The organism is Hydrogenophaga sp. (genome assembly GCF_026125825.1).
Taxonomy (GTDB): domain Bacteria; phylum Pseudomonadota; class Gammaproteobacteria; order Burkholderiales; family Burkholderiaceae_C; genus Hydrogenophaga.
Map to the genome: position 1 here is coordinate 1 of NZ_JAHCKK010000029.1, position 26,264 is coordinate 26,264.

Consider the following 26,264-nt stretch of genomic DNA (forward strand, 5'->3'; position numbering starts at 1 on the left):
GGCGTTCCAGCACATTCCCAACGGCCTGGCCGGCATCGAGACCCGCATGCCGCTGCTGTATTCCGAAGGCGTGCTGGGGGGGCGCATCACCTTGCAGCGCTTCGTCGAACTCACGGCCACCAACCCGGCCAAGGCCTATGGCCTGCACCCCCGCAAGGGAACGATTGCCATCGGCAGCGACGCCGATCTCGTGATCTGGGACGAGGGCGAGCGCACCGTGCGCAACACCGACCTGCACCACGCGGTGGACCACACGCCCTATGAGGGCATGGTCTTGCGCGCCTGGCCGGGCACCACGCTGGCTGGCGGTGAGGTGGTCTGGCACGGCGGGGTATTCCATCCTCGCCGCGGCCAGGGCCGCTACCTGCGGCGCGGACGACCCAGTTTGTTGCCCAGGCTGGAGCCGCGCGGCGGCTGAGGTCAGTACGGTCGCCCGTCCTTGTGCGTGAAGATCCAGCGGCCCTCGACCTGCACCGCCTGCAGATCGTCTTCCGGGTAGCTGACCTCGTCACCCTCGCTGCGGTCGCCCACCTCCAGGTACTGCACGACCTCGTCGGTTTCGTTGGCCAGCCGGTGACCGTTGCCGCTGCCGGCCGCAAAACCTGCGCACATGCCGGGCGACAAGGGCGTCGCGCCCTCGTCGGTGTACAGCGTCGGGTGCCCCGCCAAGATGTAAATGAACTCGTCCTGCCGACTGTGGGCGTGCCGCAGCGCCGAGGCCGACCGGGGCGGCAGCGTGGTGAGGTTGACCCCGAAGTGGGTCAGGCCGAACCTGTCGCCCAGGGGACGTTTGACGCGCCCGGCCACCCGGGCCGCAAAAGGCGCCGGGTAGTTCGAGGGCTTGGTGCGCGCAGGGGCATCGGCGGCCACCACGGCCACGGGTTTTGAGTCGGTGGGCATGGCCAGGATTGTGGTCGGGCGCTGAAAAGCGGGCAAGAGCTTGCCTTCTTCGGCGCTTTGCCGTCGGGTGGGTCGCTCAAGATCATGGCCAATCCGCCGATGCCCTGAGGGTGGTGGCGCTGGGCCACGTCCGCCAAAAGCGGGCTGTCCCGGGCGCCGATCCCCTTACCTCTCCAGAAAGTTCACCCGCATGAAACTCAACGACATCAAGGTTGGCAGCCGCCTGGGCATCGCCTTCGGACTGGTTCTGCTGATCACGGCCCTGATGGCCGGCATCGGCGTCTGGCGCCTGCAGGAACTGGTGCAGACGACGCGCACGCTGGCCGGAGAGGACAACGAAAAACTGCAACTGGCCGCGCGCTGGCGCCAGACCATCGACGTGAACTGGGTGCGCACCCGCGCCGCGATCCTCGATTCCGACACCAGCCGCATTCCGATGTGGCAGGCCGACATGGACAAGACCTCCGAGATCACGACCGCCTCGCGCAAGCGCATGATCGAGCTGGTCCATTCCGACACCGGCAAAGGCCTCCTCGCCGACATCGACGCCGCGCGCGAGGCCTACCGCACGCCACGCGCTGCCGTGCTCAAGGCCCGCATGGCCGGCGAAGACATGAGCGCCGCGCTCGACCGCGACCTCAAGCCGCTGGCCGAGGCCTACATCAACTCCATCCTCAAGCTGGAGCAGCGCCAGCAGGGCATCTACGACGCGGCGCTGAAAGAGGCGGAGGCCAAGGCCGCCAGCGGCCGCACCATCCTGATCGTCGGTGGTCTGGTCGCGACCCTGCTGGGTGCGGCGGCCGCCTTCGTGCTCAGCCGCTCGATCACCGTGCCGCTGCGCCAGGCCGCCGAGGGCGCGCGCCGGATCGCCGATGGCGACCTCACGCAGGCCATCCGCACCGAGGGCCGCGACGAAGCCGCGCAGCTGCTGCAGGCGCTCAAGGGCATGCAGGAGAGCCTGGGCCGCGTGGTCTCCAACGTGCGTGGCAACGCCGAAGGCGTGGCCATGGCCAGCGCCGAGATCGCCCAGGGCAACAACGACCTGTCGGCCCGCACCGAACAGCAGGCCAGCGCGCTCGAGGAGACCGCCGCGTCCATGGAGCAGCTCAGCTCCACCGTGCGCCAGAACGCAGACAACGCGCAGCAGGCCAACCAGCTTGCAATGAGTGCCTCCACCGTGGCCACGCAGGGTGGCGAGGTGGTCGCCCAGGTGGTGGACACCATGCGCGACATCAACGACAGCAGCCGCAAGATCGCCGACATCATCGGCGTGATCGACGGCATCGCCTTCCAGACCAACATCCTGGCGCTCAACGCAGCGGTGGAAGCCGCGCGTGCCGGCGAGCAGGGCCGGGGTTTTGCCGTGGTGGCCGGCGAGGTGCGCAACCTGGCTCAACGCAGCTCGGAAGCCGCCAAGGAAATCCGCGGCCTGATCACCGCCAGCGTGGAACGCGTGGAGCAGGGCAGCTCGCTGGTCGACCGCGCTGGCGTGACCATGACCGAGGTGGTGAACTCGATCCGCCGCGTCAACGACATCATGGGCGAAATCAGCGCCGCCAGCCAGGAGCAGAGCTCGGGCGTGGCCCAGGTGGGCGAAGCCGTCACGCAGATGGATCAGGCCACGCAGCAGAATGCGGCGCTGGTGGAGCAAAGCGCGGCTGCCGCCTCCAGCCTCAAGACCCGCGCCGAACAGATGGTGCAGGCCGTGTCGGTGTTCAGGCTCTCGACGGGCTGAGCCAGCGGCGCAGCGACAGCCAGGCAAAGCCGGCGCCCACGGCGGCACCGGCCAGCACGTCCAGGAACACGTGCTGGCGGATCGCCATCGTGGACCAGACGATCACCGCGCAGTGCAACACGCTCAGCCAGCGCAGCGCGGCCGGCGCGCCGGTCTGCCGGAAGATGCGCTGGAACCAGAACGCGGAGAACACAGCCGAACCCACGTGCAGCGAGGGGCAGGCGTTGCCCGAGGCGTCGATGCCTTTCAGAAAGGCCAGCTGGGGATGCTGAGACCAGTCGATGTGGGTCACCGGCGTCTGCGTCGGCGCCAGCCAGAACAGCGCCAGGCAGAACACGCACAGCGCGCCCACCCACAGGCCGTAGCGCAGCAACTCGCGCAGGTTGGGCAGCAGGGCCGGGGCCAGCGACACGTAGACCCACAGCGACACATAGGCATAGAAGGCCTCGGGCAAGAATGGCACCCAGTCGTCCACCGCGAGGGTGGGCATCATCAGCGGTTCGGCCATCGGGTGGTGCAGCACCCAGAAGTAGGCCTGGAAGAACAACACCATGAACGCCATGGTGCCGAAGGCCTTGAGATACCACAACGTGACGAACCGGGACAAGAGCTGGCGGTTCCAGGCGCGTTCGGTGGGCAGAGGCATGGGTGTGGTCGGGGCCGGCACAAAGTGGCTGGCCTAATGTACGACACGCGTGTGACGGGTGGCCTTCCCATGGCCCCTTTGTATAATCGCCTGCCCTGCGAAGCACGGGCGGCGTGCCCGCGCGAGGCCGTGCCAGAACCCTCAGGACGGTCTTTGCTTCGGAGGCGTTCCCCCATGTTCGTTCTTGCGCATCGGCTTGCGTGCAGGCCCCACCGTGCCAGTCTCATCCTTGGGCATTTTTCATGAGCTCCACTGAACTGATCCGCAGCTTCCTTGTCGACCGCCTGGGCGTCCAGCCCGAGCAGGTGCTGCCCGAGGCCGTGCTGGCCGAACTGGGGGTGGACTCGCTGATGCTGGCCGAACTGATGTTTGAGGCCGAGGACCGGCTGGGCATCGACATCCCCTCCGATGTGCAGCCGCCCAAGACCGTCGCCGAGATGCAGACCGTCATCGATTCGCTGGCCGCGCTCAAGGCCGGCTGAACCATGCGCCTGCACCGCGTCGCGATCACCGGCATCGGGGTGATCAGCCCCTACGGCGGTGATGCCCGGGACTTCTTCGAACGCCTGCTGGCAGGCGAGTCCGCCGTTCGCCACCTGCTGGTGACGCAGGACCTGCCGCGCCCGATGTCCCATCCGTTCGTGAGCTGCGCCGGTTTTGACGCCGAGGCCGCGCTGGGCAAGCCGCTGGCGCTCATGATGGAGCGATTCGCCCAACTCGGCGTGGCCGCGGCCTTCCAGGCCTGGGAGCAGGCCGGCCTGCCACGCCGGCCCGACGAGGCCCAGGGCGATGAGCGCGAAGCTTGGGGCTGCATCTGGGGCTCTGCCCTGGGCGGCCTGGAGGCGCACGAGCGCGGTGGCCGTGATCTGTGGGTGCGCGGTCGCGATCGGGTTTCGCCGCTGTCGGTGGTGCAGGGCATGAACAACGCGGTCAATGCCCACATCTCCATCCAGCTCGGTCTGGGCGGGCTGAGCACCAGCCACACGGCGGCCTGCGCCTCGTCCAGCATCGCCATCGGCGAGGCGTTTCGGCGCGTGCGCAGCGGCGAGGCCGCGGTCATGGTCACCGGCGGCTCCGACGTGTGCCAGTCCTACAGCGTGTTGCGCGCCTGGGAAGCCATGCGGGTGATGGCGCCCGGCGATGCCGATACCGCCCCTGTTGCCTGCCGACCGTTCGCGGCCGACCGCGCCGGCCTGGTGCTTGGCGAGGGCGGGGCGGCCCTGGTGCTGGAGGCCTGGGACCACGCGATCGCCCGCGGCGCGACCATCCATGGTGAAATCGTGGGCTATGGCACCAGTTGCGATCACAGTCATCTGGTCCGCCCGCATCGGCAGGGACAAGAGCGCGCCTTGCGCGCCGCGCTCGACGACGCCGGCCTTGCGCCGCAGGAAGTCGGGTACGTCAATGCCCACGGCACAGCCACACCCGAGGGCGACCCGGTGGAGGTCGCGGCCCTGTGCGCGGTCTTTGGCGATGGCGCCAGGGCGCTGCCGGTGAGCGCCACCAAGTCCATGCACGGCCACCTGCTGGGTGCCGCGGGTGCGATCGAGGCCGTGGCCACCGTGCTGGCATTGCGCGAGCAGGCCATTCCGCCCACCGCCCACCTGGCCGGGCGCATCGATCCCGCCTGCGAAGGCGTGGACCACGTGCTCCAAGGCCGCCGCCATGTGCCGTTGCGCGCGGCACTGTCCAACTCATTTGCCTTCGGTGGCAGCAACGCCGTGCTGGCGTTCCGCGCGCCGCCCCTTTGAACATCTCTTTCCCCGAGTGCCCGTCATGACCCCACCCGTCTCCCCTGAAACCGTCGATGCCCTGTGGCCCGAGGTGGTCGCGCTGATCATCGAAGCCCTCAACATGGAGCTCGCACCCGCCGAGGTCGACCCCGACGGCCCGCTCTATGGCGACGGCATGGGGCTCGATTCCATCGACATGCTGGAGATCTCGCTCGTCATTTCCAAGCGCTACGGTTTCCAGATGCGTTCGGACAACGAGGACAACGAAAAGATCTTCGCTTCGCCGCGCGCCCTGGCCGCCCACATCGCCAGCCAGCGCACCCAGTGAGATGACCGCTTCCACGCTGCTGCGGGACCTCGGCGCACTGCTGCTGATGGTGGCCTGGGTGATCGCGGCGCACGTGGGCAGCTCGGGCTGGGGCAACGCCGATTTCAATGCCGCCGTGGGCGTGCTGCCCATCGCCGTGGCCGCGCTGATGGCGCTGTGGCGCCTGCCCCGTTGGGCCGTGCGCGGCGCTGGCGTGCTGGCCCTGGGTGCCTTGCTGGCCTGGCTCTGGCCCCGCCTGCGCCACAACGTGGCCCTGCTGTACTACATCCAGCACCTTGGCATCCACATTGCGCTGGGCGTGCTGTTCGGCAAGTCGCTGCTTGGCCCGGGCGACGCTCTCATCACCCGCATGGCGCGGCGCATCTTCGGGGACGACCTGTCCGAGCGCAAGCTGCGCTACACGCGCGGCGCCACGCTGGCCTGGACCGTCTTCTTCTTCGTCAATGCGCTGGTATCCACCGGGCTCTTCATCTGGGCCCCACCCGCCATCTGGTCGATCCACGCCAACGTGCTGACGGGTCCGCTGATCGGCCTCATGTTCCTGGGGGAGCACCTCGTCCGCCTGCGTGTGCTGCCGCCGCACGAGCGCCCGGGCCTGGCCGACATCCGGCGGGCCTACCAGCGAGAATCGGCGCGCCGCAGCGCCGGGTCGCCTCCGCCATGAACGACAGCCTGCCGCTGATCGGGGCCCGCGGGCTCGACGACGTGTTGGCCTGGCGCGCGCAAGGTCCGGCGCGCGTGCGCGAGTTTCTGGCCGACGCGCACGCGCTCGCCCAACGCCTGCCCGAGGGTGGCTGGCTGCTCAATGTGTGCGAAGACCGGTACCACTTCGCCGTCGGTTTCGCCGCCGGCCTGCTGGCGGGCAAGGTCAGCCTCCAGCCTTCGTCGCAGTCGCCCGAAACCCTGCAGCGCCTGGCGGCCGACTACCCCGGCGTGTGCTGGCTGGGCGACCGCCCGGGTGCGGTGCCCGACCTGCCGGGCATGGCGTTTCCCGATCTCGCCGCCGGGCCTCGGCCCGAGGTCCACGACATGCCCCACGTGGACGTCGAGCGCGTCGTCGCCATCCTGTTCACGTCCGGGTCCACCGGCCTGCCGCAGCCACACCGAAAGACCTGGGGCAAGCTGGTGCTCAATGGCCGGGCCGAGGCCGCGGCGCTGGGCCTGATGCAGCGGCCGCAGTCCATCGTGGGCACCGTGCCCGTCCAGCACAGCTACGGTTTCGAGTCGACGTTCCTCATCGCGCTGCACGGCGGATGCCAGTTCGCGGCCGGCAAACCCTTCTACCCCCAGGACATCGTGGCCGCGCTGGAGGCTGTGCCCCGCCCGCGCATGCTGGTGACGACGCCGTTCCACCTCTCCGCGCTGCTGGCTTCGGAGCTGCCGCTGCCGCCGATGGATCTGGTGCTCTCGGCCACCGCGCCACTCAGCCCGGATCTTGCGCGCCGAGCTGAAGAACGCTGCGGCGCGCCGGTGCATGAGATCTACGGTTCCACCGAGTCCTCTGCCCTGGCCAGCCGCCGCACGCTCGATGGCGCGGACTGGCGGCTCATGAACGCCGTGCGCCTGGAGCACGAAGGCGACACCACCTACGCCTGCGGAGGCCACGTCGAAGGCCGCGTACCGCTGGCCGACGTGATCGAACCCGGTACCGGCGGGCGCTTCCTGCTGCACGGCCGCCACGCCGACCTCATCAACATCGCTGGCAAGCGCACCTCGCTGGCCTACCTCAATCACCAGATCGGCGCGCTGCCCGGCGTGGTCGATGCGGCCTTCTTCCTGCCCGACGAGCTCGACGACGATGGCGTGACGCGCCTGACCGCCTTCGTGGTCGCACCCACGCTGGACGCCCGCACGCTCATGGCCGGCCTGCGCCAGCGGCTGGACGCGATCTTCCTGCCGCGCCCGTTGGTGTTCGTCGAGGCCCTGCCGCGCAACAGCACCGGCAAGCTGCCGCGCCAGGCCTTGCAGGCGCTGTACGCCGAAAAAGTGGGGCATGGCCTTGGACGCGGCTGAGTTCGACTGGGCGGTACCGGCGGACCACCCCGCCTTCGCCGGCCATTTCCCGGCGCGGCCCATCGTGCCGGGCGTCGTGCTGCTCGATCAGGCCCTCGTGTTCGCGGCGCAAATGCGGGGGCGGCCCGACTTGGACGGATGGCAGGTTGCGCAGGCCAAGTTCTTCGTGCCCGTCGGGCCGTCCCAGGCACTGCGCTTTGCGCTGCAGACCACGCCGCGCGGCGCCATTGCCTTCCGTGTGAGCTGCGAGGGCCAGGAAGTGGCCGCCGGCAGCCTCGTGCCACCGGCGCCATGAGGGGCGACACGCCTCCCCAGTGGATGCGCCAGCGCGAACGCAGCCACCTCGGCGCGCTGCGGTTCATGGTCTGGCTCTCGCTCACCCTGGGCCGCCCCTTCGGCCGCTTCGTGCTGCGCTTCGTCACCCTGTACTTCGTGCTCTTCTCGCCCCGGGCGCGCCGCGCCGGCCGCGACTACCTGCGCCGCGCGCTCGGCCGCGCGCCCACCTGGCTCGACGGTTACCGTCATGTGCACAGCTTTGCCAGCACCGTGCACGACCGCGTCTACCTGCTCAATGACCGCTTTGATCTGTTCGACATCACCTTCGTGGGTGACGATGCCTTGCACGAAACCTTGCAGCGCCAGCGCGGCGCCCTGCTGCTCGGCGCCCACCTGGGCAGCTTCGAGGTGCTGCGCGTGATGGCCCACGCGCGGGCCCATGCGCCCGTGGCCATGATGATGTACGAGGACAACGCGCAGAAGATCAACGCCATCCTCAACGCCATCAAACCCGGCGCCCGGCAGGACGTGGTGGCGCTGGGACATCCGGATACCATGCTCAAGGCGCGCGACAAGCTCGACGACGGCTACCTGGTGGGTCTTCTGGCCGACCGTTCCCTGGCCAACGACAGCACGGCAGAATGCCTGTTCCTGGGGGAGCCGGCGCGATTCGCGGTCGGACCCTGGCGCATGGCCGCCATGCTGCGCCGGCCGGTGTTCTTCATGGCCGGCCTGTACCTGGGTGGCAACCGCTACGAACTGCGTTTCGAGCAGTTGGCCGATTTCTCCGACGTCGAGCGCGGCGAGCGCGATGCCGCCATCGCGCAGGCCATGCAGGCCTATGCCGACCGCCTGAGCGAACTCTGTCGCCGGGCGCCTTACAACTGGTTCAACTTTTACGACTTCTGGCCACGCAAATGATCCGACGACTCTTCTGCGGCCTCGCGCTGCTGGGCTTGAGCGCCCTGGCGCACGCCGCCCTCGACATCGACCAGCTGATGGCCGAACTGGCCCGCAACCCGGGCGGACAGGCGAAGTTTGTCGAAAAACGTCACCTTGCGCTGCTCGACAAGCCGGTCATCGCCACCGGCGAGATGCGCTACACGCCACCCGACCGGCTGGAGAAGCGCACGCTCACGCCCCAGGTCGAGACCATGGTGCTGGACAAGGACACGCTCAGCCTGGAGCGTGACCGCCGCCGCATGACCATCCGGCTGAGCGCGCGCCCCGAGGTGGCCGCCTTCGTGGACAGCATTCGCAGCACGCTCGCGGGCGACCGCGCCGCGCTCGAGCGCAACTACAAGCTCTCGCTCAGCGGTGGCCTGGAGGCCTGGGTGCTGGTGCTGGTGCCCAACGACGAACGCATCACCAGCCTGCTCAAGAGCATCACGGTCAAGGGCGTGCGCCAGCAGGTGCTGGGCATCGACTACCTGCAGGCCGATGGCGACCGCACCGAAATGACGATCGAGCCAACGCCATGACCCGAAGTGTCTGGCGCGCCCTGCTGATCTGGCTGGCGGCGATGGCCGTCGGCCTGGGCCTGTTGTGGAACACACGGTTCTCGGCCGACGTCTCCTTCTTCCTGCCCTCCAAGCCCACGCCCGAGCAGGCGGTCATGGTGGACCAGCTGCGCGAGGGCGCGGTCTCGCGCCTGCTGATGCTGGCCATCGTCGGTGGCACGCCGGAGCAGCGCGCCGATGCATCGCGCGCGCTGCGCGCCTCGCTCAAAGACGAGCCCAGCCTGGACACCGTGCAGAACGGCGAAGCCGATGCGATGGACGCCGCGCGCGATTTCCTGCTTGACCACCGCTATGTGCTCAGCAGCGCCGTCACGCCCGAGCGCTTTAGCGTGGAAGGCCTGCGCAGCGCGGTGAACCACAGCGTGGACCTGCTCAGTTCCTCGGCTGGCCTGCTGTTCAAACCCTACCTGGCGCGCGACCCCACGGGCGAGCTGGTCGAACTGGTCTCGGGCCTGAACGCGGGCGTGCAACCCAACGAGCAGGACGGCGTGTGGGCCTCGCGCGACGGCGAGCGCGCCATGCTGGTGGTGCAGACGCACGCGCTCGGCTCCGACACCGACGGCCAGGCCGCCGCCATCGACCTGATCCGCGAGCGCTTCGCGCAGGTCGTGCAGCAGCCTGGCCTGCAGGCCCTCACGCTGGAAATGTCGGGCCCCGGTCTGTTTGCGGTGCGCGCGCGGGCCACCATTCAGGAAGAGGTCAGCCGACTCTCGCTCATCAGCACGGCCATCCTCGCGGTGATGCTGGGTTTCGTCTACCGCCGTGGGCGCCTGATGCTGCTCACGCTGGTGCCGGTGCTCAGCGGCACGCTGGCCGCCATCGTGATGGTCGGCCTCGTGCACGGGACCGTGTTCGGCATCACCGTGGGCTTTGGCGCCGCGCTCATCGGCGAGGCGGTGGACTACGCCATCTACTACTTCGTGCAGTCCGGGCGGCAGGGCGTGGGGTCCTGGCGCGAGCAGTACTGGCCCACCATCCGTCTGGGTGTGCTCACGTCGGTGCTCGGGTTCGGCGCCTTGTTGTTCTCGGGGTTCCCGGGCCTGGCGCAGCTGGGCCTGTACGCCATCACCGGGGTGCTCACGGCCGCGCTGGTCACCCGCTACCTGCTGCCGCAGCTCGCGGGCCCGGGCGTGCACCTGCACGACGGCGCTCGCCAGGGCCGGCTGCTGCGGCCGCTGGTGAAACACGCCACCGTGTTGCGCTGGCCGCTGTTGGCCCTGGTTCTCGCCTCGAGCGTGTACCTCGTGCAGGAGCGCGAAGGCGTCTGGCAGTCCGACCTGTCCGCGTTGTCCACCGTGAGCCAGGCCGAGGGCGAACTCGATGCGCGGCTGCGCGGTGACCTCGGGGCCCCCGATGCGCGCTACATGGCGGTGATCACCGCGCCCGACCGCGAGAGCGCGCTGCAGGCGGCCGAACGCGCGGGCGCCAAGCTGCGCCCTCTGGTCGAACAGGGCCTGATCGGCGGCTTCGACACCCCGGCGCGCTTCCTGCCCAGCGAGGCCACCCAGGCGGCGCGCCGCGCCAGCCTGCCCGCGCCCGAAGAACTGCGCGAACGGCTGCGCAGCGCCCTGGTCGACGCGCCCCTCCCGGCCGATCGCCTGCAGCCCTTCCTGGACGACGTGGCGGCCGCGCGCCAGGCGCCCAACCTGACTCGCCAGGACCTCGAAGGCACGGGCCTGGGGCTCGCGGTGGACGCGCTGCTGATGCAGCGCTCCAACGGCTGGAGCGTGCTGCTGCCCCTGCGCCCCTCGGCCGAGGCCGCCGGTGCGGACATCCCCGTGGCGGCCGTGCGCGAGGCGCTGGCCGGCAGCGGTGCGCTGTTCATCGACCTCAAGGGCGAGTTCGACACGCTCTACGGCGAATACATCGACGAGGCCATCGTGCTCTCGCTGGCGGGCTTTCTCGCCATCGTCGTGGCCATGGCCTTCGTGCAGCGCAGTGCGTTGCGGCTGGCCAGCGTGATGCTGCCGCTGGTGATGGCGGTGCTGGTCGTGATCGCCGGCCTGCACTTCTTCGGCGTGCGCCTGCACCTGCTGCACCTGGTGGGCATGTTGCTGACCGTGGCCGTGGGTTCCAACTACGCGCTGTTCTTCGACCGCCTCGCGCTGGGCGAAGTGCTGGACGACGAAACCTTGCTGTCGATCGGCGTGGCCAGCTTCACCACCGTCATCGGTTTCGGCGTACTGGCCTGGTCGACGGTGCCGGTGCTGCATGCCATCGGCGTGACGGTGGGCCCGGGCGCGGTGCTGGCGCTGGTGCTGTCGGCGGCGTTCGCGGTCAGAAAGCCCGCGCCATGAAGCCCTTGCGCACCGTCGGCACGTCGGGCGCTGCACCGCAGTTGCTCGTGATGCTGCCCGGTGTGGGCATGCGGCCGGAGGACATCTTCGAAGCCGGCTTCGCCGAGGCCATCGCACGCCGTGACCTGGCGCTGGACCTGCTGGCGGTGGACATCAGTGGCCTGGGCCTCGATGCCGTGGACACCTGGGATGCCTTGCAGCACCACGTGCTCACGCCGGCGCGCGAGCGCGGTGCGCGCGTCTGGCTGGGCGGCATCTCGCTCGGTGGCATGGTCGCGATGGCGCATCTGGCCGCGCGCCCCGGCGTGGCCGACGGCCTGTGCCTGCTCGCGCCGTATCCGGGCAGCCGCCCGAGCGTGAATGTGATCGAGCGCGCCGGTGGCATCGAGCGCTGGCAGCCAACCGCGCAAGACTTGCAGGACCCCGAACTGCGTGTATGGCAGTGGTTGCAGCGGCCGCCCGCCGACCTGCCCGTCTTCGTCGGCCATGGCACCGAAGACCGCTTCGCCCAGCGCATCGCGCAACTGGCCGAGCGCTTCCCGCCTGCGTCGCGCCACACCGTGCCGGGTGGGCACGACTGGTCGGCCTGGCAGCCGCTGTGGGCGCGTTTCCTCGATGCCGGGCACTTCCACTGACATGGCCACCTCGCGCTGGAAACCGTCCCCCTTCCTGAGTGCCAGCGCAGCCGTGCATGGCGCGGCCGTGCTGGGCACCCTCGTCGCACCCGCCGCCTGGCCCTGGGCGGTGGGTGCGCTGGCGGCCAACCATGCGCTGCTGGCCGGGGCCGGCCTGTGGCCGAGTTCGCGCCTGCTTGGCCCCAACCTGATCCGACTGCCCGAGACGTCGGTGCGTCGGTGTGAGGTCGCGCTGACCATCGACGACGGGCCCGACCCCGAGGTGACGCCGCGCGTGCTCGACCTGCTCGACGCCGCCAACACCAGAGCCAGCTTCTTCTGCATCGGCCGCATTGCCCGGCAGCACCCCGCGCTGTGCCGCGAGATCGTGCGGCGCGGCCACCGCGTGGAGAACCACGGGTACGCGCACAGCAATGTGTTTTCGCTGTTCGGCCCTGGCGCCATGCGGCGCGACATCGCCCGCGCGCAGGCCACGCTGGCCGACATCACCGGCGAAGCGCCGCGTTTCTTCCGCGCCACCGCGGGCCTGCGCAACCCGTTCCTCGATCCGGTGCTGCACGGCCTGGGCCTGACGCTCGCCACCTGGACGCGCCGCGCCTACGACACCCGCACCGGCGACCCCGAACGCGTGTTCCATCGCCTCTCGCAACACCTGGGGCCTGGCGACATCGTGCTGATGCACGATGGACACTGCGCCCGCACCCCCACGGGGGAACCCGTCATCCTCGTGGTGCTGCCGCGCCTGCTGCAGACCCTCGCCGAGCGCCAGCTCTCACCCGTCACCTTGAACCAAGCCCTGCCCCACCCATGAGCCGTCAATCCGTCCAGATGCTGGTCAACGAAGCCAGCCAGACCTTTCGCCCCAGCGGGCGCTTCGCCTACCACTACGCGCGCGGCAAGCTCGGCTACGACAGCATCTTCCATGAGATGCTGCGCCGGGGCCTGCTGCCCGAAGGCGGCCACTACCTCGACCTCGGCTGCGGCCAGGGCAGCCTGTTTGCCTGGCTGCTGGCCGCGCGCCGTTTGCACGACCAGGGCCACTGGCCGGCTGGCTGGGCGCCACCGCCGGCGCCGAAGAAGCTGCGCGGCGTCGAACTCATGCAACGCGACGTGGACCGCGCTGCGCGCGCCTTCGGCCCGCAGCACCCGGTGGTGCGGGTGGAGCAGGGCGACATGAACGCGGTGGACTTCGGCCGGCCCGACGCCATCCTCATCCTCGACGCCCTGCATTACTTCAGCCACGAGCAGCAGCGCGAGGTGCTCGCGCGCATCCGCCAGGCCCTGCCGCCCGGGGGCGTGTTCCTCACCCGCATTGGCGATGCGGGCGCGGGCCTGACCTACCGGATCTGCAACGGCGTGGACCGCCTCGTCACCTACACCCGCGGGCACCGCCTTCCGCGCCTGTACTGCCGCACCCTGCAGGACTGGGTCGCCGAGCTGCAGCGCCTGGGCTTCGTGGTCGAGACCGAGCCCATGAGCGGCCGCAAACCCTTTGCCAACGTGATGCTGGTGTGCCGGGTACCGCACTGAGCGCGGCCGGTTTTCCTGCCACCATCTGAGACAATGCCCGACCCCGTTTTTGCGCCCCGACCGTGACTCCCCTGCTGCTGTCCGCCTACACCGTCACCACCTGCCTGGGGGTGGGAATCAACGCCCACCGCGAGGCCGTGCGCCAGGGGCGCAGCGGGCTTGGGCCGTGCCGCTTCGAAACCGTGGACCTGCCGACCTGGGTGGGTGAAATCGAGGCGGTGGACGCCCAGGCCCTGCCCGCTGCACTGGCCGCCTACGACTGCCGCAACCACCGCCTGGCCCTGCTCGCACTGCGCGCCGATGGCTTCGAGGACCGGGTGCGCGCCGCGGTGGCGAAACATGGTGCTTCCCGCGTCGGCGTTTTCATGGGCACCAGCACCTCGGGCATCCTGGAGACCGAGCTGGCCTACCGCCAGCGCGATCCCGCCAGCGGCGCGCTGCCCGCCACATTCGGCTACGCCACCACGCACAACCCCCATGCGCTCAGCGAGTTCCTGCGCCGGCACCTGGGCATCACCGGCATGGCCATGACGATCTCCACCGCCTGCTCGTCCAGCGCCAAGGTGTTCGCCGCCGCCGCCCGCCAGATCGAGCTGGGCACCATCGACGCGGCCCTGGTCGGCGGCGTCGACTCGCTGTGCCTGACCACCTTGTACGGCTTCGCCTCGCTCGAACTCACCTCCGCCCAACCCTGCCGGCCGTATGACGCAGAGCGCGACGGCATCTCCATTGGCGAAGGTGCCGCCTACGCGCTGCTGGAACGCGGCGCTCAAGCCGCCGACGCGCAGGCCGTTTGGCTGCTGGGCGCGGGCGAATCCAGTGACGCGCACCACATGTCCGCGCCGCATCCCGAAGGCCTGGGCGCGAAACTGGCCATGGAAGCCGCGCTGCGCTCCTCGTCCCTGCAGCCGAGCGACATCCACTACATCAACCTGCACGGCACGGCCACACCGGCCAACGACAGCGCCGAGGGCAAGGCCGTGTCCGCCGTGTTCGGCGCGCGCGTGCCGTGCTCGTCCACCAAGGGCGCCACCGGCCACACCCTGGGCGCAGCCGGCGCGGTGGAAGCGGTGTTGTGCGCGCTGGCCCTGGTCGACGGTCATCTGCCCGGCAGCCCCGGCACGCGCGAGCTCGATCCTTCCATCGGGTTGTGCTACCAGCTGCACGGAGGGCCCGCCGCGCTGCGCCACGCGCTCACCAACTCCTTCGGTTTCGGCGGCAGCAACTGCAGCCTGGTGTTTGGAAAGGCCGCTGCATGAACGCGCCCTTGAACGCCTGGATCACCGGCATCGGCCTGATCGCACCGGGCCTGCCCGACTGGCCCAGCGCGCGCGCCGTGCTGCGCGGCGAACAGGCCTGGACCTCCGCGCCCTCGGTGCTGCCCACGCCCACGCTGCTGCCGCCGGCCGAGCGCCGGCGCGCGAGCCGCGTGATCAAGCTTGCGCTAGGCATCGGCCTGGAGGCCGCAGCCGGCGCCGACGTGTCCACCCTGGCCACGGTGTTCAGCGCCTCGGGTTCGGACGGCCACAACTGCCACGCGCTGTGCGAGCAGCTCGCCACCGACGACCGCCACATCTCGCCCACCCGTTTTCACAACTCCGTGCACAACGCGCCGGCCGGCTACTGGGGCATTGCCACGAAGTCCATGGCGCCCTGCCAGGTGCTGTGTGCCCACGACGGCAGCTTCGGCGCGGGCCTGATCGACGCGCTCGGGCAGGTGGTGCTGGATCGCCAGGCCACGCTGCTGCTGGCCTACGACAGCGAGTACCCCGAGCCCCTGTTCGCCAAACGGCCCGTGCCCGACTGCGCGGGCGTGTCCCTGCGCCTGGAAGGACAGCCCTCGCCGCAGGCGCTGGCGCACATCACGGTGCAGACCACCGAAGCGCCTGCGCGGCCCCTGGAGCAGGCCACGCTCGAACCCTTGCGCGCCGCCATTCCCGCGCTGCGGGCGCTGCCGCTGCTGGAGCGCCTGGCGCAAGGCCGCAGCGGCGAGGTCTGCATCGACTACCTGCCCGGCCTGCAGATCCGGGTTCAGATCGACATCGCATGAGCCCGGCCACGCTGGACCACGCCGGCATCGCGGCCCGCATCCCGCACCACGGCGACATGTGCCTGCTCGATGCGGTCACGGCGTGGTCGGCCGATCACGTGGTGTGCCGGGCCGTGGGCCACACCGACCCGGCGCACCCGCTGCGCGCGCACGGTCGCCTCGGTGCGGCCCATGGCATCGAGTACGCCGCGCAGGCCATGGCGGTGCACGGCGCGCTGGTGGCCGGCACCGAGGCCGCGCCGCGCCAGGGGTACCTCACCAGCGTGCGCGGCGTCACCCTGCACGCCGCGCGGCTGGACGACCTGCCGGGTCCGTTGGACGTGCGCGCCGAGCGCCTCTCGGGGGACGCCTCCAACGTGCTCTACCGTTTCACCGTGGCCCATGCCGGCCGCTGCCTGCTCGAAGGGCGCGCGGCCGTGGTGCTCGACGCCGAATCCCTCTGAACCCGAACAAGGACCCACAGCCATGAAACGAGCTCTCGTCACCGGTGGCAGCGGCGGCATCGGCGCGGCGATCTGCCAGCGCTTGGCCCTCGACGGGCACCACGTCGTCGTGCATGCCAACCGCCAGCTCGACAAGGCCCAGGCCATCGCGTCGGCCATCCGCGACAGCGGCGGCAGCGCCGAGGCCGTGGCCTTCGATGTGACCGAGCGTGCCGCCACCGCCGCCGCGCTTGCGGCCCTCACCGAGGTGGGCGCGATCCAGATCCTGGTGAACAACGCCGGCATCCACGACGACGCGGTGTTCCCCGGCATGAGCGGCGAGCAATGGGACCGCGTGGTCGATGTCTCGCTCAATGGTTTCTACAACGTGACGCAACCGCTCACCATGCCGATGATCCGCAAGCGCTGGGGCCGCATCGTGAGCATCTCCTCCATCGCAGGCCTCATGGGCAACCGGGGGCAGGTCAACTACGCGGCCGCCAAGGGCGCACTGCACGCGGCGAGCAAGTCGCTCGCGCTCGAACTCGCCAGCCGGGGCATCACCGTCAATGCGGTGGCGCCCGGCATCATCGAGACCGACATGATCGAAGGCGCCTTCGACGCCGAGGCGATCAAGCGACTGGTGCCCATGCAGCGGGCCGGCCGCGCGGACGAGGTCGCCGGGCTGGTGGCGTTCCTCGTGTCCGACCATGCGGCCTACGTGAGTGGGCAGGTGATCTCCATCAACGGCGCGATGTGCTGAGGGTCAGTCCATGAAAGCAGAAAACCTGTCTCCCATCTTCCTGCTGTGCGGCCTCGCTGCTGGTCTGCCTGCGCAGGCTCAGACCGAAGCCAGCCCCACGCTGGAGGCCTGCGCCGCCATTGGAGCCGCGGCCGACCGGCTGACGTGCTACGACAAGCTTGCCGGGCGTGCGCCTGCGCCTGCCGTTCCCATCGCGCAGCAGCCGGTCGGGGTCGAAGCGGCCGCAGGGGACCCGGCGCCTTCGCTGTTGTCGCAGTCGGGCGGGCAGTTGACCCCGGCGGCCGCGCCCACCTCCTCCAGCAGCCTGCTGTCCAAATTCTGGGAGCTGGACCCGATCGACAAGCGCGGGGTGTTCAACTTCGTGGGCTACCAGCCGAACTACGTGCAGCCGGTGCACGTCACCTCCCGCATCAACCGCTCGCCCCAGTCCCCGACGCAGGCGGCCGTGAGCGCGCCCGACGATCGCCGCGAGGAGGCGAAATTCCAGTTGTCGCTGCGCACCAAGTTCTTGCAGGACGTCGGTTTCCCCGGCGGCGATCTGTGGGGTGCTTTCACCCTGCAGACGATGTGGCAGGTCTACAACCACGCCGATTCAAGGCCGTTTCGCAACACCGACTACCAGCCCGAGCTGATCTACGTGGTGCCCACCGCCCCGCAATTCCGCGCCTTGCCGCTGGGTTGGCAATGGCGATTCACCCAACTGGGCCTGGCGCACCAGTCCAACGGGCAGTCCGACCCCTTGTCTCGCAGCTGGAACCGGGTGTACCTTGGTGCCGGCTTCGAGCGCGGCAACTGGACCTTCACCGCCAAACTCAACAAGCGCCTGCGCGAGCGTGAAGAGAACGACAACAACCCCGACCTCATCGACTACCGGGGCAAGGCGGAGTTCACCCTCGGGTGGGCGAGCGGGGTGCACACCGCGTCGCTGGTCCACCGCACCACACTGCGGGGAGGCAACCGAGGGAGCACATCGCTGGAATGGACCTACCCGGTGGCCCGCGACCATCCCAACGGGCTTCGCTGGTACGTCCAGTTGTTCAGCGGCTACGGCGAAACGCTGTCGGACTACAACTTCCGGCAGACCAGCCTGGGCGCTGGCGTGAGCTTCTTGCAGTTCTGAGGCGGCTCGGCGTGGCGTGTCGCCCGGCCGCTCGTCAGTCGGCTGCCCAGGCGCGAAGCGATCGGCCGTGAGGTTCACTTACCCGTTCATCTTCCATTGAGCGGGTGAGCCGTGAGCAATACGATTCCCAGCAATATAGCTTCCGTCTTCATCCCTCAGAACCAGCCCCTGCCCAATGCCTCGGACGTGATCGAGCTGCGCACCGACGGTGGGTGCTGGCGTGAAGCCGTGCGGCAGATCGACGGCGATGGGGCGGTGCAGACCTTGGTCGCTCTGCTCGACTACGCCATTGACGCCAAAGATCGCGATTTGAAGGAGGCTTGCGAAGCCCGTCTCGCGAGGCTGAGCTATGCCACGAATGACATGGGCTTCGAAGCCGGGCTGGTGCGCTTCAAGGACGCTTCGCACATCGTCGAAGCGTTTTTCCGATCGCAAGAGGATGGCGGTGAGAGCGCTGGTCGGCGCTAAAGCCCTGTGGGAGCGCTGCATGGACTGGCTGGTCAGCATAGAAGCAAAAAGGGAGTATGACGCCGCCTTGCCCTGGAAAGACGGCGTGCCGACCTATGGCGATGGGGAGTGCTTCCTGCATGCCGCTCAGGGGGCAAAAACAGCCCATGGATTTCACTGCACGCAAGAGCAAGTGGACGGCTTCCGGAAGGCGTTGAAGCCGCTGCTGGAGAAGCCAGCGCCTCATTTGAAGGCGGCCGTGGATAGTGGCTTGGTAGGGTTTTGTGAGAATCTGCAGGAAGTGTTTTTTTTGCACGAAGAAGCTTCTTCGAAGGAGTCGATCGAATTGCCCAATTTCCGCTTGATCAAGTGGTCGGCAGACAAAGTCAAAAATCACCTGAAGCCCGACGTTGCACTCAATGGCCTGGATTCGGTGGCGCAAGACGCCATCCGCCGCGAGTTCATTTCGTGTTGTGCAACACAGGGTTTCTACATGCCCTACAGCATCGCCGGCGTGGTGGCAGCCGCGTTGAAGCAACCGATTTCGCTGTATGCGTTGGGGGACGACGTGCGCCACTACGATGGTGATGGGCGGACGCTGAAAGAGCCCGACGAGCACAGTGTGTCCATTCGGTTCGATCCCAGGTGACATCATTTCGAACGGGTAGACCCGCGTCAGGCGCGGCCATTGGCCCGCGGTGCGGAGCATTCAAGGCCACCCGAGATCTACGTATCGCTGAGGACCCAATTCCTGTTGAAAGGCATGAGCCACAAGGCTCTGCCCGCCTTGAACCGCTAGGTATTGGCCCAGCCGGTGGAGGCCTGGCGACGGATGCCCTGCAGCTTGGGCTCCGCGATGGGCACCGTCAGCATCGTGCTGGCCACTGCCATCAGCAGCAGCGAGGTGAAGGTTTCGCTGGTGATGATGTGCTTGTCCAGCAGGATGTTGGCGAAGATGATCATGATCAGCGCCTTGGTCTGCAGCAGCCAGCCGATGAGCGAGGCCTCGCCCGGTGGCCAGCGCAGCACGCGACCGGCGAGATGAACGCCCATCAGCTTGCCACTGACCGAGGCCACCAGCAGCAGTGCCGCCATGCCGAACACCGCCGCACCGCCCACGTCCCAATTGGTGCGCAGGCCGGTGGAGAGGAAGAACACCGGCATGATCACCAGCAGCACGTGGTGGCGCAGCTGGTCCAGCTTGTCCTGGTCGAACCACTCGGCATCCATCACGACCCCTGCCAGGAAGGCGCCCACCATGTAGTGCAGGCCTGACCAGTCGGCGCCAAAGGCACACAACGCCAACCAGATCAGGGCGACGGCCCAGCGGTCGGCTTCGGCCAGGCGGCGCATCAGGTGGCGAAAGGCCCAGCTCAGCAGCATGAACGCCAGGATGAACGCGCCTTGTTTGCCCACGCGCTGCCAGTCCATCAGGATCAGCGCGAGCACACCCCAGATCGCGATGTCGTCCACACTCGCGTAGCGCAGGATGCGCTGGCCCAGCGGCTGGCGCAGCAGTTCCAGCTTCTCCATCAGCAGGATCAGGATGGGCAGGGCGGTGACCGCGCAGGCCATCCCCACACCAAGCACGAATTGCCACGGCCGCGCACTTGGGCCCATCCACCCCGGCATGCCCAGCATCACCAGCGCGGCCGCGCTGCCCAGCAGCAGCGGCGCACCCAGCGCCAGGCCGGCCGTGATGCCGCTCTCGCGCCGGTGTTTCCAGGCCTGGCGCAAGTCGAGCTCGATGCCCGCGATCATCACGAACAGCATCACCGCCCACCAAGCGATGCCGTTGAGCGACTGGATCACGGCAGGGTTGAAGACGAAGGCATGGTATTCGGGGAAGGCCTTGCCCAGCACGCCGGGGCCGAGCAGGATGCCGGTCATGATCTGCACCACGACCAAAGGTGCCCAGTAGTCGGTGCGCCCCAGCCGCCAGATCAGCCACGGCACGGTGAAGATGACCGCCATGGCGATCAGGAAGATTTCGGTGGTGTTCATGGCGGGGTGGGTTTCATCGGGTCAGTCGCCGCCACAGCAGCAGAGGCAGGCGCAGCACGAAGCCGATGAACAGGCGCGTGTGCATGCCACTGAGCAGCAGGTTGTCCCGCAGGTAGTTGAAATGCGAGACGCCACCCTCTTCGGGCGAAAAGTAGCGCACCGGGGCGTCGATGTTGATCGGTCGCACGCCGGCCCAGCTCAGGCGCACCACGGCCTCGGGATCAAAGTCGAAGCGGCGCATGAAGCGCGTGCCGCGCATCACATGCATCAGCGGTGCGATGGGGTAGACGCGAAAGCCGTAGAGCGAATCGCCGATGCCCGCGCCCAGCGTTTCCAGGTTCGCCCAGCCGTTCGAGATCTTGCGACCCATCACCCGCACCAAGGGCGCCTCGGGGCCAAACACCGGCTTGCCCAGCACCATGGCTTCGGGCGCGCCCTGAGAGGCGGACATGAAGTCGGGGATCAGGGTTTCGGGGTGCTGGCCGTCGGAGTCCATGGTCAGCACATGGGTGAAGCCCTGCTGTGCCGCGATGGTGATGCCGTGCAGCACGGCCGAGCCCTTGCCCTGGTTCTCGGGCAGCACCAGCACGCGCAGTCCGGGGTCGCCGGCGGCCTCTTCGGTCAGCCAGTCGGCCGAGCCGTCGGTGCTGCCGTCCACCACCACCCACACGGGCGTCCAGTGCGCGCGCGCCGCGCGCACGGTGGCCAATACCTTGCGGCCTGGGTTGTAGCTGGGGATGAGGACCAGGTGCGTGCGGCTGGAATCGGGCATGGATCAGGCGGCGGCGGACGACGCCATGGGTGGAGAGGAGGGGTCGAGCATGGCACGGAAATAGGCTTCGAGTTCCTGCGTGAAGGCGCGCGGGTTGTGCGGCGCCTCGAAACGCCGGCCCAGGCGGACGCGGCAGGTCAGCGGCAGGATAGGGCGGCGCCAGATCGGCCAGCCCTTGCCCAGATACGGGCTGGAGAACTCCACGATCAGCGTCTGCACGGGCACTTCGGCGCGTGCCGCGATCAGTGCGGTGGAACGCGAGAGCGGGTTGATCGGGTTCGCCGGGTACCCGCGCGTGCGTGTGCCTTCCGGGAAAATCAGCACCTGCGCGCCCTGCTGCAATTCCCGGCGGCAGTTCAACACAGCGGTGAGCAGGTTGTCGTTGCGCACGTAGCGAGCCAGGCGAGCGCCCGCGCCCAGCAGGGGGTTGTCCATGAGGTCGGCCTTCATGAAGCAGACCGCATTGGGCAGGCGCGAGGTGATCAGCACGGCGTCGAGCAACGAAGGGTGGTTGGCTGCGATGACCATCGGCCCCTGGTCGCGCAGGGCATCGATCTCGGTCAGGTCAAAGCGGCAGGCGCACAGCAGGCGCAGGATGCCCACGTAGAGGCGAAAGCCGCGCATGATGGCCTGGCGGCCGAGCCAGCGCCCCAGCGGCCGGGGCAACACCGGGTACAGCGCCAGCGCCGGCGGCGTCCAGCTCAGGCACACCAGGGCCAGCGCACTCAGGCCCACCACCATCGCGACGTGCTCGTACACGCTCCACAGCAGCGAGGCCGGTCGGGTCGCCTCCGCGTTCATGGCGACACCAGCGGATGAATGGCCTGGCTCTCGATCTCCACCAGCAGATCGGCGCGGCAGATGTCGGCCTGCACGCACACCAGCGAAGCCCCGCGCAGCAGCGGCTGCAGCGTGCGCTGCACGGTGTGCGCGTCGGTGGCATGGCGCACGTAGGCGCGGTGGCTCAACCCGGCGATCGAGAACGGCCGGTCCGAGCGCGCCGCGCGGTTGGCCTCCTGTACCAGGCATTCGATATTGCGCACCGTCTCCTCGCACTGCGCGGCCACATCGCCGGGATGCACGGTGGCGTGTCCCACAATGCTGGCCGTGCCCGAGACGAACAGCGCCTCGCGCCCGCGCGGGTAGGCCAGCGCGGCGCGCGAGAAGGTGGGCGCACGCGGCCCGTATTGCGAGGGGTAGCGCCAGGCGCTCACCTGGCGTGGGTTCTCCAGTGGCAGCAAGGGCGAGGCGCCGGCCAGGAAGGCCACCGAGAGCGGGCCGTCGGCCACACCGATGGCGCAGGCCGCGGGCACCTGCCCACCGGTTTCGCGCTGGGCGCCCACGAAGGCCTCGTAGCGGCCGAGGTTGAACTGGCGGTAACGCTCCAGCCCGTGCGACTCGCCGTTGATGTCGGCCATGTAGTTCCAGACCCGCCACAAGTGGGGCATCCCCTGCTCGCGCAGCAGACGGAACAGGCGTTCGTAGAGCACGCGGCTGGCCGTTTGCAGCGGCGAAACGTCCTCGGCCACGGGAGGGTGATCGACCTCGTTGAGCTCGATCACGCCATAGAGCATCTCGGCGTTGCGCCGCCAGTGGATGCCTTCGTCGCGGCCCTGGCGCAACGGCCCCTCCGCGTGCCATTGCTCGTGCACAGGCGGAGCGCCAGTGGGAAGCACGGGTGCGCGCAGCGGCTGTTGCGGCCAGGCGAGCGGCGCACTGGCGTCTTTTGAGTCCCCCATCGACATGCCGCCCAGCGTGTTGCCGCCTTCGAGGGAAATGGCGGGCGCGCGGTGGAGTGTGTGCTGAAGGCTCACGGCGTGCGGGCCAGGGCGGCTTCGTCCGCAGGCTGGATGTTGAAGCGGCGCTTGCGCCAGGCGGCGAACGCGCGGCGGGGCTGGGTGAGGTTGGCCAGCAGATAGAGGGTCTTGAACGCCAGCATCGAGCGTCCGATCGGTGCGCCGCCATACACATCGCCCGCCAGCGTGGACAGCAGGGCCTCCTTGACGCGGAAAATGTTGCGCGGGCCCATGAAGAAGTCGCGCATGATCGGATTGGTCACGCGGTAAATGAACCAAGAGAACGCCTTGGGGCCGTGGCGGCTCTGGCGGTCGAAGTGCCGCAGCGCCGCGCGCGCCTGGGCGGGCTGGCGCAGGCAGGTGTCGATGGTCTGCGCGCCCACCTCACCGCCGTTCATGGCCAGCCACACGCCTGAGGAGAACACCGGATCGATGAAGGTGTACGCGTCGCCCAGCATCAGGTAGTTGTTGCCATGGTTGCGCCGAGCGGCGTAGGAGAAGTTGCCGGTGGCCTCCACCGGTGCCACCAGGTGCGCGTCTTTCAGGCGCTCGGCCAGGCCGGCGCAGGTGGCCACGTTGTCCATCAGGAACTGTTCGACGCTGCGGCCCTGGCGCGTTTTCATGTGGTAAGGCCAGGTCACCATGCCCACGCTGGTGACGCCGCCAGTGAGTGGGATGAACCAGAACCAGCCGTGATCGAACCAGAAGATGGTGATATTCCCCTCGGCCTCGCCGCGGTTGCGGTGAGCGTTCGCGAAGTGACCATAGACGGCCGCGCTGTTGTGCCGGGGGTTGCGCTCCTTGATTTTGAAACGGGAGGCAAGAAATGTGTCGCGCCCGGAGGCGTCCACCAGGAACTTCGCATGCCATACGCTGGTGCGCCCATCGTCGTGCTCGGCGTGCACACGCACCGTCTGGTCGGCCAGGAACTCCACCGAGCGCGCCCTGCAGCCTTCATGCACCTCCACGCCCTTGCGCGCGGCATTGCGGAACAGGATCTCGTCGAACTCGGCGCGCTTGACCTGGTAGGCGAACGGCATCGACTTGTCCCATGCATCGGCGAACTCGAAGGTCTGCGTGTGAGCGTGGTGTGGTGAGACAAACTCGGCGCCCGGCTTGTGCTGCCCAATCGCCCGGACCTCCTCGGCCACGCCCAGGCGCTCCAGCAGGGGAAGGTTGGCCGGCAGCAGGGATTCGCCAATGTGGAAGCGGGGGTGGTGCGCTTTCTCGAGCATCACCACGCGATGGCCTTTGCCGGCCAGCAGGGGCGAGACGGTGGAGCCGGCTGGCCCGCCACCGATCACAAGAACGTCACAGGTCTGGTGGTCGGCGCCTGCATTGTCTGGATTCATGGCCGGGGTTCTCGGACAGTGGGTAGTCCAAAATTGTACGGTGCCAAACGAGGGTGGTCGCGCCCTGCCGGGCGTTGGTTACACGCGGCAACTGATTCAGAAGGCCCGACGGTATTTTGTTGAAAAACCGAATTCTTCCGAAGGGCGGTTCACCCAGTCAGGGTTTCGTCCCCCGCGTTCCATCTGGGCGAGGCTGTGCGCATGCCTTTCCAATTGCTGCGCGTCGCTGACCAACCGCGGGCGCCAAACGCCTGTCGCCCCGTCCTGACGTCCAGCGGGGTCAGAGCTTCTCGGTTTCCCCGGCTCGTGGCTGCCACTTCATGAGCCGTTTCTCGATGCGGCCGACGGCCCAGTCCAGTGCCAGCGCGAACGCCGTGAGCACCACGATGCCTGCCATCACGGTGTTGATGTCGAAGCTGCCCTCGGCCTGCAGGATCAGGTAGCCCACGCCCTGGCTCGAGCCCAGGTATTCGCCCACCACCGCGCCCACGAAGGCCAGCCCCACCGAGGTGTGCAGCGAGCTGAAAACCCAGCTCGTGGCGCTGGGCAGGTACACGTGGCGCAGCAGCTGCTTCTGGCTGGCGCCCAGCATGCGCGCGTTGGCCAGGACGACCGGGCTGACTTCCTTGACGCCCTGGTAGACGTTGAAAAACACAATGAAGAACACCAGGGTCACGCCCAGCGCCACCTTGCTCGCGATGCCCAGCCCGAACCACACCGCAAAGATGGGCGCGAGAATGATGCGCGGCATCGAGTTCAAGGCCTTGATGTAGGGCTCCAGGATGGCCGAGGCCATGGGCGAGAGCGCGAGCCACAGGCCACCACCCAGACCGCCGATCGCGCCGATGGCGAAGGCCAGTACGGTCTCGGTGAGGGTCACGCCCAGGTGCTGGTAGATGTCGGCATCGCGCACGAACCAGGTCCAGATGCGCTCGGCCACTCGCAAGGGCTCGCCGAAGAAGAAGGCAGCCTGCCGATCGTTGTCGAACATGAAGGGCGGCACCAGTCCTGGCGTGGTCATCAGGTACCAAAACAGGACCAGCGCCACCAGCAGCGCCCCTTGCCACAGGCGCAGTGTGGATGCCTGCGGTTTGATGTGCTTCCACATGGGGTCAGGCCGCCTTGAGTTGTTGCTGGTAGCCCTTGAGCACCTCCTCGCGCATCACGGCCCAGATGGCCGCGTGCAGCTCGACGAAGCGGGCGCTGGTCTTGATCTCGGCCACGTCGCGTGGGCGTGGAATGTCGATGGCGAACTCGCCGATGGGGTGGCTGGCCGGGCCGGCACTGAGCACCACCACGCGGTCGCTCATGGCGATGGCTTCGTCGAGATCGTGGGTGATGAAGAGCACAGCCTTCTTTTTCGCGGTCCAGAGGTCGAGCACCTCGTTCTCCATCAGCTGGCGGGTCTGGATGTCGAGTGCGGAGAAGGGCTCGTCCATCAGGATGATGTCGGGGTCCAGCACCAGCGTCTGGGCCAGGCTGGCGCGCTTTCGCATGCCGCCGCTCATCTGGTGCGGGTAGCGGTCGCCAAAACTGCCCAGGCCCACGCGGCGCAGCCAGTCCTCGGCCTGGGCCCGCGCTTGGGCCTCGGGCGTGCCCCGGAACGACAGGCCCGCCATCACATTGTCCAGCGCGGTGCGCCAGGGCATGAGGCTCTCGGTCTGGAACATGTAGCCCGCGCGCGTGTTGATGCCCCGCAGCGGCTGGCCGAAGACCTGCACGGAGCCTGTGCTGGGTGCGAGCAGCCCGGCTGCGACGTTGAGCAGCGTGCTCTTGCCGCACCCCGTGGGCCCCACCACGCTCACGAATTCGCCCGCACCCACGGTCAGGGTGACGTTCTGCACCGCCGTGTAGCGCTGGCCGGGCTTGTCCTTGCTGATGAAGGTGCAGGACACGCCCTGCAGGTCGATCGCCGGACTCGTCAC

At 68.7% G+C, this 26,264-nt stretch carries 30 protein-coding genes; 21 read left to right on the forward strand and 9 right to left on the reverse strand.

Annotation, left to right across the window (positions count from 1 at the left end; genetic code table 11):
- Positions 1–418: amidohydrolase family protein (locus KIT86_RS11595; protein ID WP_297398472.1), on the forward strand; the 418-nt coding region annotated here is incomplete at its 5' end.
- Positions 419–420: 2 nt separating this feature from the next.
- Here KIT86_RS11595 and KIT86_RS11600 read toward each other — a convergent pair.
- Positions 421–900: a cupin domain-containing protein gene (locus KIT86_RS11600; protein WP_297398474.1), complete on the reverse strand. Its 480-nt coding sequence runs from the start codon at positions 898–900 to the stop codon at positions 421–423.
- 190 nt (positions 901–1,090) lie between these two features.
- On the opposite strand from KIT86_RS11600, the gene KIT86_RS11605 reads away from it, so the two are divergent.
- Positions 1,091–2,635 carry a methyl-accepting chemotaxis protein gene (locus KIT86_RS11605; protein WP_297398476.1) on the forward strand — a complete coding sequence of 515 codons (1,545 nt, stop codon included), beginning with the start codon at positions 1,091–1,093 and terminating at the stop codon, positions 2,633–2,635.
- Here KIT86_RS11605 and KIT86_RS11610 read toward each other — a convergent pair.
- Positions 2,616–3,281 carry a phosphatase PAP2 family protein gene (locus KIT86_RS11610; protein ID WP_297398478.1) on the reverse strand — a complete coding sequence of 222 codons (666 nt, stop codon included), beginning with the start codon at positions 3,279–3,281 and terminating at the stop codon, positions 2,616–2,618. The two genes, KIT86_RS11605 and KIT86_RS11610, sit on opposite strands and share 20 nt — an antisense overlap.
- A 242-nt stretch (positions 3,282–3,523) precedes the next feature.
- Here KIT86_RS11610 and KIT86_RS11615 point away from each other — a divergent pair, with 242 nt between their 5' ends.
- The 19 genes from KIT86_RS11615 (at position 3,524) to KIT86_RS11705 (ending at position 19,064) form a co-directional block, all read left to right on the forward strand.
- Positions 3,524–3,763 (forward strand): acyl carrier protein, encoded by a 240-nt coding sequence (locus KIT86_RS11615; protein ID WP_297398480.1) that lies wholly within the window; start codon positions 3,524–3,526, stop codon positions 3,761–3,763.
- Positions 3,764–3,766: 3 nt separating this feature from the next.
- Positions 3,767–5,032 carry a beta-ketoacyl synthase gene (locus tag KIT86_RS11620; protein WP_297398482.1) on the forward strand — a complete coding sequence of 422 codons (1,266 nt, stop codon included), beginning with the start codon at positions 3,767–3,769 and terminating at the stop codon, positions 5,030–5,032.
- Between the two features lie 25 nt (positions 5,033–5,057).
- Positions 5,058–5,342, forward strand: coding sequence for a phosphopantetheine-binding protein (locus tag KIT86_RS11625; RefSeq protein WP_297398484.1), 285 nt, complete (start codon positions 5,058–5,060; stop codon positions 5,340–5,342).
- A gap of 1 nt (position 5,343) precedes the next feature.
- Positions 5,344–6,006: a hypothetical protein gene (locus KIT86_RS11630; protein WP_297398486.1), complete on the forward strand. Its 663-nt coding sequence runs from the start codon at positions 5,344–5,346 to the stop codon at positions 6,004–6,006.
- On the forward strand, positions 6,003–7,355 hold the full coding sequence (locus tag KIT86_RS11635) for an AMP-binding protein (RefSeq protein ID WP_297398488.1): 1,353 nt from the start codon (positions 6,003–6,005) through the stop codon (positions 7,353–7,355). Before KIT86_RS11630 ends, KIT86_RS11635 begins: the two co-directional genes overlap by 4 nt.
- Positions 7,336–7,650, forward strand: a complete 315-nt coding sequence (locus KIT86_RS11640) for a hypothetical protein (protein WP_297398490.1) — start codon at positions 7,336–7,338, stop codon at positions 7,648–7,650. Before KIT86_RS11635 ends, KIT86_RS11640 begins: the two co-directional genes overlap by 20 nt.
- Positions 7,647–8,552, forward strand: coding sequence for an acyl-CoA synthetase (locus tag KIT86_RS11645; RefSeq protein WP_297398492.1), 906 nt, complete (start codon positions 7,647–7,649; stop codon positions 8,550–8,552). Before KIT86_RS11640 ends, KIT86_RS11645 begins: the two co-directional genes overlap by 4 nt.
- Positions 8,549–9,112, forward strand: coding sequence for a LolA-related protein (locus KIT86_RS11650; RefSeq protein WP_297398494.1), 564 nt, complete (start codon positions 8,549–8,551; stop codon positions 9,110–9,112). The genes KIT86_RS11645 and KIT86_RS11650 overlap by 4 nt, the downstream gene beginning before the upstream one ends.
- Positions 9,109–11,448 (forward strand): MMPL family transporter, encoded by a 2,340-nt coding sequence (locus KIT86_RS11655; RefSeq protein WP_297398496.1) that lies wholly within the window; start codon positions 9,109–9,111, stop codon positions 11,446–11,448. The genes KIT86_RS11650 and KIT86_RS11655 overlap by 4 nt, the downstream gene beginning before the upstream one ends.
- Positions 11,445–12,083: an alpha/beta fold hydrolase gene (locus KIT86_RS11660; RefSeq protein WP_297398498.1), complete on the forward strand. Its 639-nt coding sequence runs from the start codon at positions 11,445–11,447 to the stop codon at positions 12,081–12,083. The genes KIT86_RS11655 and KIT86_RS11660 overlap by 4 nt, the downstream gene beginning before the upstream one ends.
- Before the next feature lies 1 nt (position 12,084).
- The gene (locus tag KIT86_RS11665; protein ID WP_297398500.1) at positions 12,085–12,894 is read left to right on the forward strand and encodes a polysaccharide deacetylase family protein; all 810 of its coding nucleotides are present in this window, start codon (positions 12,085–12,087) and stop codon (positions 12,892–12,894) included.
- Complete coding sequence (locus KIT86_RS11670; RefSeq protein ID WP_297398503.1) at positions 12,891–13,613, forward strand: class I SAM-dependent methyltransferase; 723 nt, start codon at positions 12,891–12,893, stop codon at positions 13,611–13,613. Before KIT86_RS11665 ends, KIT86_RS11670 begins: the two co-directional genes overlap by 4 nt.
- 62 nt (positions 13,614–13,675) lie before the next feature.
- Positions 13,676–14,872, forward strand: coding sequence for a beta-ketoacyl-[acyl-carrier-protein] synthase family protein (locus tag KIT86_RS11675; RefSeq protein ID WP_297398505.1), 1,197 nt, complete (start codon positions 13,676–13,678; stop codon positions 14,870–14,872).
- Positions 14,869–15,663, forward strand: a complete 795-nt coding sequence (locus tag KIT86_RS11680; protein ID WP_297398507.1) for a beta-ketoacyl synthase chain length factor — start codon at positions 14,869–14,871, stop codon at positions 15,661–15,663. The genes KIT86_RS11675 and KIT86_RS11680 overlap by 4 nt, the downstream gene beginning before the upstream one ends.
- Positions 15,660–16,106 carry a hydroxymyristoyl-ACP dehydratase gene (locus tag KIT86_RS11685; RefSeq protein WP_297398509.1) on the forward strand — a complete coding sequence of 149 codons (447 nt, stop codon included), beginning with the start codon at positions 15,660–15,662 and terminating at the stop codon, positions 16,104–16,106. Before KIT86_RS11680 ends, KIT86_RS11685 begins: the two co-directional genes overlap by 4 nt.
- A gap of 22 nt (positions 16,107–16,128) precedes the next feature.
- Positions 16,129–16,848, forward strand: a complete 720-nt coding sequence (fabG, locus tag KIT86_RS11690; protein ID WP_297398511.1) for a 3-oxoacyl-ACP reductase FabG — start codon at positions 16,129–16,131, stop codon at positions 16,846–16,848.
- A gap of 10 nt (positions 16,849–16,858) precedes the next feature.
- Positions 16,859–17,968 carry a phospholipase A gene (locus tag KIT86_RS11695; protein ID WP_297398513.1) on the forward strand — a complete coding sequence of 370 codons (1,110 nt, stop codon included), beginning with the start codon at positions 16,859–16,861 and terminating at the stop codon, positions 17,966–17,968.
- 111 nt (positions 17,969–18,079) lie between these two features.
- Positions 18,080–18,436 carry a hypothetical protein gene (locus KIT86_RS11700; protein ID WP_297398515.1) on the forward strand — a complete coding sequence of 119 codons (357 nt, stop codon included), beginning with the start codon at positions 18,080–18,082 and terminating at the stop codon, positions 18,434–18,436.
- A 19-nt stretch (positions 18,437–18,455) separates the two neighbouring features.
- Positions 18,456–19,064, forward strand: coding sequence for a hypothetical protein (locus tag KIT86_RS11705; RefSeq protein WP_297398517.1), 609 nt, complete (start codon positions 18,456–18,458; stop codon positions 19,062–19,064).
- 146 nt (positions 19,065–19,210) lie between these two features.
- Here the strand turns inward: KIT86_RS11705 and KIT86_RS11710 are convergent, their stop codons facing one another.
- From KIT86_RS11710 to KIT86_RS11740, 7 genes are all read right to left on the reverse strand, one after another.
- The gene (locus KIT86_RS11710) at positions 19,211–20,419 is read right to left on the reverse strand and encodes a cation:proton antiporter (RefSeq protein WP_297398519.1); all 1,209 of its coding nucleotides are present in this window, start codon (positions 20,417–20,419) and stop codon (positions 19,211–19,213) included.
- A gap of 13 nt (positions 20,420–20,432) precedes the next feature.
- Positions 20,433–21,191 (reverse strand): glycosyltransferase family 2 protein, encoded by a 759-nt coding sequence (locus tag KIT86_RS11715; protein WP_297398521.1) that lies wholly within the window; start codon positions 21,189–21,191, stop codon positions 20,433–20,435.
- Between the two features lie 3 nt (positions 21,192–21,194).
- On the reverse strand, positions 21,195–21,992 hold the full coding sequence (locus KIT86_RS11720; RefSeq protein ID WP_297398523.1) for a 1-acyl-sn-glycerol-3-phosphate acyltransferase: 798 nt from the start codon (positions 21,990–21,992) through the stop codon (positions 21,195–21,197).
- Positions 21,989–23,005 (reverse strand): hypothetical protein, encoded by a 1,017-nt coding sequence (locus KIT86_RS11725; RefSeq protein WP_297398525.1) that lies wholly within the window; start codon positions 23,003–23,005, stop codon positions 21,989–21,991. Before KIT86_RS11725 ends, KIT86_RS11720 begins: the two co-directional genes overlap by 4 nt.
- The gene (locus KIT86_RS11730; protein WP_297398528.1) at positions 23,002–24,339 is read right to left on the reverse strand and encodes an NAD(P)/FAD-dependent oxidoreductase; all 1,338 of its coding nucleotides are present in this window, start codon (positions 24,337–24,339) and stop codon (positions 23,002–23,004) included. Before KIT86_RS11730 ends, KIT86_RS11725 begins: the two co-directional genes overlap by 4 nt.
- A gap of 280 nt (positions 24,340–24,619) precedes the next feature.
- A complete protein-coding gene (locus tag KIT86_RS11735; RefSeq protein ID WP_297398529.1) occupies positions 24,620–25,447 on the reverse strand; it encodes an ABC transporter permease in 828 nt (275 codons plus the stop codon).
- Between the two features lie 4 nt (positions 25,448–25,451).
- Positions 25,452–26,264 (reverse strand): ABC transporter ATP-binding protein, encoded by an 813-nt coding sequence (locus tag KIT86_RS11740; RefSeq protein ID WP_297398531.1) that lies wholly within the window; start codon positions 26,262–26,264, stop codon positions 25,452–25,454.